General features: G+C 70.0%; 12 protein-coding genes. 7 read left to right on the plus strand and 5 right to left on the minus strand.

Annotated elements, in window-relative coordinates; all coding sequences use genetic code 11:
- Nucleotides 1-36: 36 nt before the first annotated feature.
- Nucleotides 37-633 (minus strand): helix-turn-helix domain-containing protein, encoded by a 597-nt coding sequence (locus R4I43_RS32980; RefSeq protein WP_324269640.1) that lies wholly within the window; start codon nucleotides 631-633, stop codon nucleotides 37-39.
- Nucleotides 634-689: 56 nt separating this feature from the next.
- Nucleotides 690-1,097 (minus strand): DUF5313 family protein, encoded by a 408-nt coding sequence (locus R4I43_RS32985; protein ID WP_324269641.1) that lies wholly within the window; start codon nucleotides 1,095-1,097, stop codon nucleotides 690-692.
- 58 nt (nucleotides 1,098-1,155) lie between these two features.
- On the opposite strand from R4I43_RS32985, the gene R4I43_RS32990 reads away from it, so the two are divergent.
- Nucleotides 1,156-1,617, plus strand: coding sequence for a MarR family winged helix-turn-helix transcriptional regulator (locus R4I43_RS32990; RefSeq protein ID WP_324269642.1), 462 nt, complete (start codon nucleotides 1,156-1,158; stop codon nucleotides 1,615-1,617).
- Here the strand turns inward: R4I43_RS32990 and R4I43_RS32995 are convergent, their stop codons facing one another.
- Both R4I43_RS32995 and R4I43_RS33000 read right to left on the minus strand, forming a co-directional pair.
- Nucleotides 1,618-2,760, minus strand: a complete 1,143-nt coding sequence (locus R4I43_RS32995; protein WP_324269643.1) for an alkaline phosphatase PhoX — start codon at nucleotides 2,758-2,760, stop codon at nucleotides 1,618-1,620.
- 195 nt (nucleotides 2,761-2,955) lie between these two features.
- Nucleotides 2,956-3,711 (minus strand): enoyl-CoA hydratase/isomerase family protein, encoded by a 756-nt coding sequence (locus R4I43_RS33000; RefSeq protein ID WP_324269644.1) that lies wholly within the window; start codon nucleotides 3,709-3,711, stop codon nucleotides 2,956-2,958.
- Between the two features lie 211 nt (nucleotides 3,712-3,922).
- Between R4I43_RS33000 and R4I43_RS33005 the strand changes: the two genes are divergently transcribed.
- From R4I43_RS33005 to R4I43_RS33025, 5 genes are all read left to right on the plus strand, one after another.
- On the plus strand, nucleotides 3,923-4,123 hold the full coding sequence (locus R4I43_RS33005) for a hypothetical protein (protein ID WP_324269645.1): 201 nt from the start codon (nucleotides 3,923-3,925) through the stop codon (nucleotides 4,121-4,123).
- Between the two features lie 96 nt (nucleotides 4,124-4,219).
- Complete coding sequence (locus R4I43_RS33010) at nucleotides 4,220-4,609, plus strand: cold-shock protein (RefSeq protein ID WP_324269646.1); 390 nt, start codon at nucleotides 4,220-4,222, stop codon at nucleotides 4,607-4,609.
- A gap of 173 nt (nucleotides 4,610-4,782) precedes the next feature.
- Nucleotides 4,783-5,811, plus strand: coding sequence for an NAD(P)-dependent alcohol dehydrogenase (locus tag R4I43_RS33015; RefSeq protein WP_324269647.1), 1,029 nt, complete (start codon nucleotides 4,783-4,785; stop codon nucleotides 5,809-5,811).
- Nucleotides 5,812-5,826: 15 nt separating this feature from the next.
- Nucleotides 5,827-6,831, plus strand: coding sequence for an amidohydrolase family protein (locus R4I43_RS33020; RefSeq protein WP_324269648.1), 1,005 nt, complete (start codon nucleotides 5,827-5,829; stop codon nucleotides 6,829-6,831).
- The gene (locus R4I43_RS33025; RefSeq protein ID WP_324269649.1) at nucleotides 6,828-7,505 is read left to right on the plus strand and encodes an iron-sulfur cluster assembly protein; all 678 of its coding nucleotides are present in this window, start codon (nucleotides 6,828-6,830) and stop codon (nucleotides 7,503-7,505) included. The genes R4I43_RS33020 and R4I43_RS33025 overlap by 4 nt, the downstream gene beginning before the upstream one ends.
- A gap of 175 nt (nucleotides 7,506-7,680) precedes the next feature.
- Here R4I43_RS33025 and ligD read toward each other — a convergent pair whose 3' ends face one another.
- Complete coding sequence (ligD, locus tag R4I43_RS33030; protein ID WP_324269650.1) at nucleotides 7,681-9,243, minus strand: non-homologous end-joining DNA ligase; 1,563 nt, start codon at nucleotides 9,241-9,243, stop codon at nucleotides 7,681-7,683.
- A gap of 109 nt (nucleotides 9,244-9,352) precedes the next feature.
- Between ligD and R4I43_RS33035 the strand changes: the two genes are divergently transcribed.
- Nucleotides 9,353-9,874 (plus strand): VOC family protein, encoded by a 522-nt coding sequence (locus R4I43_RS33035; RefSeq protein WP_324269651.1) that lies wholly within the window; start codon nucleotides 9,353-9,355, stop codon nucleotides 9,872-9,874.
- The last annotated feature ends 137 nt before the right edge of the window (nucleotides 9,875-10,011 follow it).

Genomic DNA, 10,011 nt, shown 5'->3' on the forward strand with positions numbered 1-10,011 from the left:
GCCCAACCTAACCTGCCGGATCCGCACCCGGGTGCCTCAACGCGCGTCGGGGTCGTCCTTCGGGCGGGCGCGCAGGTGGGCCCGTTCGCCCTGCTTGCCGAAGAGGCTGAGGAATTCGACGGTCTGGTCGTCGGCGGGACCGAACCAGTGCGGGACGCGGGTGTCGAACTCCGCGGCCTCACCGGGGGACAGGACCAGGTCGTGCTCGCCGAGGATCATCCGCAACCGTCCGTTGAGGACGTAGAGCCACTCGTAGCCCTCGTGCGTTTGCGGAACCGGTTCGCCGCGGCGGGCCGAGGCCGGGATGATCAGCTTGTAGGCCTGGATGCCCCCGGCGCGCCGGGTCAGCGGCAGCATCGTCATGCCGCCGCGCTTGATCGGCCGCAGGTGCAGCCGGGGATCCCCGGTCGGCGGGGCGTCGACGAGCTCGTCGAGGGTGACGCCGTGCGCCTTGGCCAGCAGCAGCAGCAGTTCCAGCGTCGGCTTCCGGGAACCGGATTCCAGCCGCGACAGGGTGCTCACCGAGATGCCGGTGGCGTTCGAGAGGTCCGCGAGAGTCGTCTCGCGCTGCCGTCGCAGCGCCCGCAACCGCGGTCCCACGGCTTCCAGCGCTTGCCCGAATTCCCCGTCCACCGCTCCAGTTTGCCATCGCGGCAAGCTCGATTGCCACCGGGCTCACCCGGATGCGCTCAGCCGTCGTTGCGGTAGATCTCGTCGTAGCGCGAGGCCTTCTTCGCGCGGGCCTCGGCGTGCGCGGCCTCGCGGGTCGCCCGGCCGGTGCCGATGGGGAAGCCGTGCTTGTGCAGCCGGTACTCGCAGGTGTGCTCCATGTAGGACAGCGAGTACCACAACGCCAGGATGACGCCGCCGAGCACCGCCATCGCCCGGATCCACAGCGGGCCCGGCAGCAGCAGGAACAGCAGCCCGGGGGAGATCTGCACAAGGCTGCGGGCGGCGTGCCGCAGCACCCAGGTCCGGCAGGTGACGTCGTGCAGCACCCAGTCGCGGTACCGGTTGGGCAGGCGGCCGCCGAAGGCGTACCAGATCCACCGCGGCGGGTCCGGGCGCTTCGGCCGGGAGTCAGGGTGTCGGCTCACACCCAATGCTTAGCACACTAACTATTAGCGCGTCGTGGAATGTGGGTAAGCTGACCCCGTGCAGACCCCCGACCTGGGCGAGGACCCGCTCGCGCTCGACCGCCAGGTGTGCTTCGCCCTGTCGGTCGCCTCCCGCAACGTCATCTCCCTGTACCGGCCGCTGCTGGCGCCGATGAACCTCACGCACCCGCAGTACCTGGTGATGCTCGCGCTGTGGGAGCGCTCGCCGCGCTCGGTCACCGACCTCTGCGAGGCCCTGCACGCCGACGCGGCCACCCTCTCGCCCCTGCTCAAGCGGCTGGAGACGGTCGGGTACGTGGTGCGCACCCGCAGCCGCAGCGACGAGCGCAGGCTCGAGGTCGCGCTCACCGGCGAAGGCGAGCGCCTGCGGGCCGAGGCGGAGAAGATCCCCTACGAGATCGTCAAGACCCTGGGCGTGGAGCTCTCCGAGCTCGAAGAGCTCCACCTGGCCCTGGGCAAGGTCATCGCCGCCAGCAGGCGCGCGCTGGACGCCAGGTGATCACTTCCGGAACGGTCCGGTGATCTCGTAGGTGTAGCCGTCGCCGCTGTTGCCGGCCGGGCCGCGCTGCGAGGAGAAGTACAGCCGGTCACCGGCCGGGTTGAACGCCACCCCGCACAGCTCCGACTCGTCCTGGCCGGTCACCCGCAGGAACGGCGCCACCACGTCGTCCGGTGTGATCAGGCAGATCTCCATGTTCCCGCCGTCCTCGGCGACGTAGAGGTCGCCGGCCGGGGCGCCGGTGATGTTGTCCACACCCGACAGCGGGCCGTCCTGGGTGAGGTCGTCGTCGTAGGCGATGTTGAGGACGTTGTTGACCGCGTCGTAGGCCCAGACGCGGTTGTCGCCCTTGGTGGTGAAGAAGCAGGTGCCGTTGCGGTAGTAGGCGCCCTCGCCGCCGTCGAAGACCCGCGCCGCGTCGACCTGGTGGCGGGTGCGGACCGTCGCGCCCGTCGGATCCGGGACGTCGACCCAGGTCAGCGCGCCATCGGCCTCGGCGAGCACCTGCAGCGTCCCGGCCGACATGTCGCCCCAGGTCGTGGGCACGAAGCGGTAGAAGTTGCCGTCGGACTCGTCCTCGGTCAGGTAGACGACCGCGCGGTCCGGGTCGGCGGCAGCGGCCTCGTGCTTGAACCGGCCCATCGCGTCGCGGCGGATCGGCTCGCCGCCCCACGGATCGGTCTCGAAGACGTAGCCGCGGTCGGTCTCCTCGCAGGACAACCACGTGTTCCACGGCGTCGCGCCGCCGGAGCAGTTCAGCGTGGTGCCGGACAGGATGGTGTAGGCGCCGGTGATGGTGGCGGCGGCGTCGAAGCGCAGCGCGCTGACCCCGCCGGTGCCCAGCGGAAGCTCGGAGTTGGACACGTAGATCCAGCCGTCGCCGTCGGCGAAGCACGCGCCGCCGTCCGGCGCTCCGTGCCAGATGTGCCCGGTGCCCGCGACCTGCTCGCCGGTGTGGGCGAGCACGCGGCTGGTGAAGTTCGCGGGCAGCTCCAGGCCGTTGGCGTCGGCCGGCTGCAGCGGGCCGTACGGGCTGGGCCCGGTCTGCGCGGGGTAGGCGATGGCTTCGCGGGTCACGCTGAAGCTGAAGGCCACAGCGGCACCGCCGGTGACGGCGGCGCGCAGGAAGGTGCGACGTTCCACGGCTTTCCTCCGGTGCGAGGTGGGATGCACGGCGTTCGGGCATCGCGACCGTAGATCGACATCCGGGGACGGATCACCGCGAGAAGGATGAACAGTGCGTGTAAGGCACCAGAACCGCCGGTGGTGCCGACGCGTCCACAGTGGTCAGAGCCGGTGGTTGAGGTGCGGTGATGGGCCGGCCGGGTGGAAACGCCGCTACGCGTACGGGAAATCCGGCAACCGGCGCTCGAGGAACGCGGTGACGCCTTCGGCGGTCTCGCCGGTCTCGCCGGCCACCTCGTGCCAGTGCGCGGCGCGCTCGCCCAGCGGCTGCCGCAGCGCGGCCAGGTCGACCAGCTCCTTGGCCGCGCGCACGCTCAGCTGCGAACGGCCCGCGATCGTGCCGGCCAGCTCGGCCACCCGCGCCGCCGGGTCGGCGACGACCTCGTCGACCAGCCGCATCCCCAGCGCGCGCTCGGCGTCGAAGAAGTCCGCCGAGAACAGCAGCAACTTCGCCGCCGACGGGCCGACCAGCTCGGTCAACCGCTCGATGCTCGACGACGGGTACACCACGCCGAGCTTGGCCGGGGTGATGCCGAAGCGGGCGGACTCGGCGGCGATGCGCAGATCGCAGGCCGCCGCGAGCTGGCAGCCGCCGCCGATGCACAGGCCGTTGATCAGCGCGATCGTCGGCAGCGGGCAGTCCAGCAGCGCTCGCTCCGCGGGCTCGGTCGCACTGCCCTCCGGCCCCTCGATCCGGTGCAGCTCGGAGATGTCGGCCCCGGCGCAGAACGCGTCACCGGCGCCGGTGAGCACGACGACCCGCACCTGGGGGTCGTCGGTGATCTCGGCGAGCAGTTCGGGCAGCCGGTGCCACATCGCGGCGTTCATCGCGTTGCGCTTGCCGGAGTTGTCGATCGTGATCCGCGCCACGTTCTGATCGACTTCCAGCCCCAGTCGGCCGTCGCTCATGCCGCCTCCATGCACCAGTCCTGCTGTCGTCCGGCGGATCGTAACCGCAGATCGACACCCGTGGCCCGCAGTGGTGTCCGGCCTAACGAAGATCCTCCTGCTCACCTGATCGGGTCGGGCGGGGCGACGGGTCTAGCCTTGCCCGGTCGTGCGAAGAACGCGAACAACCGTGAGGATTTCAGCAGTGTTCACGCGGAAGGGTGGCAACAGGATGGACGAGGAGACCCGCAGCCGGCTGGCGGAGATCCGCTCGCTGGCGGAGGAGCTGTTCCCGGAGACGATCGAGGCCGAGATAGGCCGCGCCCGGGTGGAGGCCTACCAGGCGGGGATCAGGTTCGCGGCGGACTTCATCGAGCACGGCCCCAAGGAGCGCAGCCGCCCGGACGCCGACATCCCGATGCCGCGCCGGTGAACCGTCCTGATCGGACGGCGTTGGCCTCGGCGGCGGGTCCGAAGGTACAGTGCTTGACCTGCGGCGCGGGTACGGGGTGAAGGCGGGGTGCGGGAGATGGTCACCGGCAAGGTCATCAGGTTCGACGAAGTGCGCGGATACGGCTTCGTGGCACCCGACGTCGGTGGCGAGGACGTCTTCATCCACGTCAACGACCTGACCTTCGACAAGCGGCTGGTGGCTCCCGGCGTGGTCGTCGAGTTCGACCTGGAGGACAGCGACCGCGGCCCCAAGGCCTCCCACGTCCGCATCCTGCGGCAGTCCGCGGCTTCCGAGGAGCAGCCTCCCGGCGAGGAGCTCTTCGACGTGCTGTCGGCCAAGGAGTTCCACGAGACCGTCACCGAGGCGCTGCTGACCTCCGCGCCGACGATGACCGCCGAGCAGATCCTGCAGGTCCGCCAGAAGCTCACCCAGATCGCCGTCCGCCACGGCTGGGTCGACGCCTGAACGCCCTGAGCGGCAAGCGCATCCACCGCCCACCGCGCGAAACGCGGTCTGGCGCGCGGCCGAACCGCGCCCTGCGCACTTGAACGAATCAGACCGCTCCAGCGGGCGGTCATGGCCGCTCCGGCGCAACCTGGGGGACGGACTCGTCCTGGTGGAGCCGGAGGTGGTCGGCGGTGCGAGCGGTTCGAGTGCACGAGTACGAGCGGAAACCGGTCGTCGACGAGGTCCCGGACCCGGAGGTCACCGGTCCCTGGGACGTGCTGGTCGAGATCGACGCGGCCGGGGTGTGCCGCACCGACCTGCACATCATCGAGGGCCAGTGGCAGGACAAGAGCGGCGTGCAGCTGCCCTACGTCATCGGCCACGAGAACGCCGGGACGGTTCGCGCGGTCGGCTCCGCGGTCAGCAACACCGCGCCCGGGGACCGCGTCATCCTGCACCCGCTGGTGACCTGCGGGCTCTGCCGAGCCTGCCGCTCCGGGGACGACGTGCACTGCGAGAACTCCACCTTCCCCGGCATCAACGCCGACGGCGGCATGGCCGAGCTGATGCTCACCAACGCCCGCTCCGTGGTGCGCCTGGACGACGGGCTGGAGCCCGCTGAGGTCGCGGCGCTCGCCGACGCCGGGCTGACCGCCTACCACGCGGTCCGCAAGGCCGTCCCGCTGCTGCACGCCGGAACGCACGTGGTGCTCATCGGCGCCGGCGGGCTCGGCCACATCGGCCTGCAGTCGCTGCTGGCCACGACCCCCGCCGAGATCACCGTCATCGACCGGTCGCAGCAGGCCCTGGAGCTGGCGGCGCAGCTCGGCGCGCACCACGTGGTGCCGGCCGACGGTTCCCAGGTGGACACCGCGCTGGAGATCACCGGCGGCCGGGGAGCGCACGTGGTGCTCGACTTCGTCGGTGAGGGCGGCACCGAGGCCGAGGGCGTGGCGATGACCAGGCAGGCCGGTTCCTACTTCGTCATCGGCTACGGCGGGCGGGTCGACATCCCGACCATCGACGTGATCTCCCGCGAGATCAACGTGATCGGCAACCTCGTCGGCTCCTACAACGACCTCGACGAGCTGATGGCGCTCACCGCGCAGGGCAAGGTCTCGCTGCGCACCCGCACCTACTCGCTGGACGAGGCGCTCGACGCGCTCGCCGATCTCGACGCGGGCCGCATTCCCGGCGGCCGGGCGATCCTCGTGCCCTAGGAAAGGAAACCCGTCATGTACGTCAGCGGCGACGAGCAGTACTTCATCGTGGACGGTCACATCCACTTCTGGGACGGCACGCCCGCCAACCAGGCCAACCGGTACGGCACCGGGTTCCTCAACTGCTTCTACGACTACCACTCCAACCTCAGCCCGGAGGAGCACAAGTGGTCGCTGGAGCACTTCCAGGTGCAGAGCGAGCAGGACGTCCTGCACGACCTGTTCGAGGTCGGCTACGTCGACAAGGCGATCTTCCAGCCCACCTACCTGACCGACTTCTTCGTCAACGGCTTCAACACCACCGAACGCGACGGGACGCTCGCCGAGAAGTACCCGGACCGCTTCATCGTCAACGGCAGCTGGGACCCGCGCGACGAGGAGGAGGGGCTGGTGGCGCTGGAGCGGCTGACGGAGCGCTGGAACCTGCGCGGCGTGAAGCTCTACACCGCCGAGTGGAAGGGCGCCTCCAAGGGCTGGAAGCTGTCGGACCCGTGGTCCTACCGGTACCTGGACAAGTGCCAGGAGTTGGGCATCCGCAACATCCACGTGCACAAGGGACCGACGATCTACCCGCTGAACCGGGACGCCTTCGACGTGGCCGACGTCGACGACGCGGCCACCGAGTTCCCGGAGCTGAACTTCATCGTCGAGCACTGCGGTCTGCCGCGGCTGGAGGACTTCTGCTGGATCGCCACCCAGGAGCCCAACGTCTACGGCGGGCTGGCGGTGGCGATGCCGTTCATCCACTCCCGGCCGCGCTACTTCGCCCGCATCATCGGCGAGCTGCTGTACTGGCTGGACGAGAACCGCCTGACCTTCGCCAGCGACTACGCGATCTGGACGCCGAAGTGGCTGATCGAGAAGTTCGTGGACTTCCAGATCCCGGAGGACATGCAGGACGAGTACGGCGTGCTCACCCCGGACATCAAGCGGAAGGTCCTGGGGCTCAACCTGGCCCGGCTCTACGACATCGAGGTGCCGGTGCAGGTCCCGGCCGCGCGGGCGGCGGTCGCGCGATGACAGCGGCATCCACTGTGGACGTCGACGCGGTGGGCCGGGCGCTGGCCGACGTGGTCGACCCGGAGCTGGACCGGCCGATCACCGAGCTGGGATTCGTGGCCCGCTGCGAGGTCGACGGTGATCGGGTGGAGGTCGACCTGCGGCTGCCGACCTACTTCTGCGCGCCGAACTTCGCCTACCTGATGGTCTCCGACGCCCACGACGCGCTCATCGCGCTGCCCGGTGTCGGCAGCGCCGCGGTCCGGCTGCTCGACCACTTCGCCTCCGAGGAGATCAACGCCGGTGTCGCGGCGGGGGAGGGCTTCGACGCGGCCTTCCCCGGACTCTCCGCGGGTGAGCTCGACGAGCTCCGCGCGGTGTTCCTGCGCAAGGCCCACGCCGCCGAGCAGGAGCGCCTCGCCGCAGGGCTGCTCGGAGCCGGCCGCACGCACGACGAGCTCACGTCGCTGACGCTCGGCGACATCCCGGACGCGCATGCCTTGCGCCGCCACCGCCGTCGCCTCGGTTTCCGCGACGACGACGCCGCGCCGCTCCTGCTCGACGACTCCGGCCTGCCGCTCACCGTCGACGAGCTCCCCGCCCGCCTGCGCATCGCCCGCACCACCCGCTTCGGCATCGAAGCCAACAAGAGCTGGTGCCAAGGCCTCCTCCACACCCGCTACCCCCACTCCTGACGACCCCACCCCACCCGGGTTGACCGGATTTCAATGGAAATCAGAACTCCGATTTCCATTGAAATCGTGTCAACGAGGCGATGTCGGTAGTGATGATGAGTTCAGTGCGGAGTGAAATCAATGGTCCGTTGGCGGTGTCCGGGTGACGAGAGAGGGGCTGTCGAGCGGATGAGGGTCAGACCGGGGGCAGCGGCTGGCGGTGGCCGACGAGGTCGGCGAAGGGATCGCCAGTGGTGGCGAGGCGATCCAGCACCGTGCGGATGGTCCAGCGGTCCGGGGTGAGGTCGGGATCGTCGAGCTCGTCCCACTCGAGGGGAACCGAGACCGGGGCGCCGGGGCGCGGGCGAGCGCTGTAGGGAGCGACGAGCGTCTTGTTGAGGACGTTCTGCGTGTAGTCCAGTCGCGCCAGGCCGCGTCGCTCGGACTTCGCCCACGACCAGCTCACCAGCTCCGGCACGGTGTTTCCGACGGCGCGGGAGACCTTCTCCGCCCAGGCCCGGGTTTCGGCGTAGGTGTAGCGCGGTTCGATCGGCACCCAGATCTGGACCCCGCGCTGCCCGGTCACCTTCGGCTTCGCCACCACCCCCAGGTGCTCCATCGCCGCCCGGTGCAGCCGGGCCAGCGTCAGCACGTCGTCGAAGCTGGTCTGCTCGCCGGGGTCGATGTCGAACAGCGCCCAGGTGGGGTGCTCGACGTCGTCGATCGGCGAGGTCCACGGGTGCAGCTCCAGCGCGGCGTAGTTGGCCAGCCAGGCCAGGGCTGCGGGGCTGTCCGGCACGATGTAGCGCTTCACGTCGTCGTCATCGGCGCCCGGGTACTCCCAGGTGCGCAGCCAGTCCGGTGCGTGGCTGGGGGCTTCCTTGTGCCAGAAGCCGGGGGAGTCCACGCCGTTGGGGAAGCGGTGGCTGTTCAACGCCCGATCGGCCAGGTACGGCAGCATCACCGGCGCGATCCGAGCGTGGTAGGCGACCAGCTCGCGCTTGGTGATCGGCTCTTCGCCGTCGAGGCCGGGGAAGAGGACCTTGTCGAGGTTGGTCAGCGAGATCCGGTGGCCCTGCAGCTCCCAGGTCCCCTTGGTCTTGAGCCGCTCCAGCTCGTCGAGTTCGGCGTCGGTCGGCGGGTCCCAGTTCGGGCGGAGCCGGATCTCGGCGCGATCGGCCGGCAGGTCGCCGCGCCACATCGCCTCCGGGGCGGCGGCGACCTCCTCGTTGGTGCGACCGCTCTTGACCGACACCGGGTGCTGCTCGGGGTCCCAGCCGTCCTCGGCGTGCTCGTCGCGCTTGTGCAGCAGCAGCCACTGCTTCTCACCGCGCCGGACCAGCACGAACCGCCCGCGCAGCTTCTCGCCGTGCAGCTCGAAGTGCAGGGTGCCGGCCTCCAGCGCGGCGGCCGGGTCGTCCTCTCCCGGCGTCCAGGTGCCGCGATCCCACACGATCACGTCGCCGCCGCCGTACTCGCCGGCCGGGATGGTGCCTTCGAAGTCGGCGTACTCGAGGGGGTGGTCCTCGACCTGCACGGCCATCCTGCGCACCGACGGGTCCAGCGTCGGCCCCTTGGGCACCGCCCAGCTCAGCAGCGCGCCGTCGAACTCCAGGCGCAGGTCGTAGTGCTTGCGGCGGGCGCGGTGGCGTTGCACGACGAACCGGTCGCCGGTGCCGGTGGCGCTCTCGCCGCGCGGCTCGGCGGTGCGCTCGAAGTCGCGCTTCTGCCGGTAGGTCGCCAGCCGACCCTCGTTCATCGGCTCAGCGTGCCACGCCGGGCGGCTGGTCACATCCGTCGTGGTCCCAGCTGATCGCCGGGCGGGCGGAATGCCCGTAGAATTGGTTGAAAACGAAAGGAGTTCGGCCATGCCGCAACCGCGAGGAGCCGAGTTGGAGGCCGTCCGCGCTCGTCGCGACGAGCTCCGCGACCGGTACCTGAAGCAGAGCGCGCAGCGCCCGGCACCGACGGTCAAGGGCTTCCACCACGTGGCGCTGATCTGCAAGGACGTCGAGGAGACCATCCGCTTCTACCAGGAGCTGCTGGGCTTCCCGCTGGTCGAGCTGGTGGAGAACCGCGACTACGCGGGCTCCAGCCACTTCTTCTTCGACGTCGGCAACCGGAACCTGCTGGGGTTCTTCGACTTCCCCGGTCACGACCACCCGCCGTTCCAGGAGACCATCGGCGCGGTGCAGCACATCGCGCTGTCGACCGACGCCGAGAACTTCGCCGCCGCCCGCGGGCGCCTCGACGAGGCCGGCATCGCCTACACCGGTCCCGACCGGGGCGTCGACGACAGCCTCTACATCCGCGACCCCAACGGCATCGGCCTGGAGTTCTACCGCGAGGAACTCGCCGTGTTCAACGGCACGCCACTGCTGGAGGACTGACCGCGCACGATTTCCATTGAGGTGTTCTCAGTAGGGGTTAGGTCAGGCGGCCGTGTTCGTGGTGGGTGAGTACGAGTGCTGCTTGGACGATGCGGCCGATTTTGCGGGGGCTGGTGGTGAAGTGGCGTAGTGCTTGC

The organism is Saccharopolyspora mangrovi, assembly GCF_035320975.1.
Lineage (GTDB): Bacteria > Actinomycetota > Actinomycetes > Mycobacteriales > Pseudonocardiaceae > Saccharopolyspora > Saccharopolyspora mangrovi.

Bases quoted from the DNA above. Each gene is read 5' to 3' on its own strand.
- R4I43_RS33000 (WP_324269644.1), bottom strand. From the start codon at position 3,711: ATGAGCGACGGCCGACTGGGGCTGGAAGTCGATCAGAACGTGGCGCGG.
- R4I43_RS33005 (WP_324269645.1), top strand. From the start codon at position 3,923: ATGGACGAGGAGACCCGCAGCCGGCTGGCGGAGATCCGCTCGCTGGCG.
- R4I43_RS33010 (WP_324269646.1), top strand. From the start codon at position 4,220: ATGGTCACCGGCAAGGTCATCAGGTTCGACGAAGTGCGCGGATACGGC.
- R4I43_RS33020 (WP_324269648.1), top strand. From the start codon at position 5,827: ATGTACGTCAGCGGCGACGAGCAGTACTTCATCGTGGACGGTCACATC.
- R4I43_RS33025 (WP_324269649.1), top strand. From the start codon at position 6,828: ATGACAGCGGCATCCACTGTGGACGTCGACGCGGTGGGCCGGGCGCTG.
- ligD (WP_324269650.1), bottom strand. From the start codon at position 9,243: ATGAACGAGGGTCGGCTGGCGACCTACCGGCAGAAGCGCGACTTCGAG.
- R4I43_RS33035 (WP_324269651.1), top strand. From the start codon at position 9,353: ATGCCGCAACCGCGAGGAGCCGAGTTGGAGGCCGTCCGCGCTCGTCGC.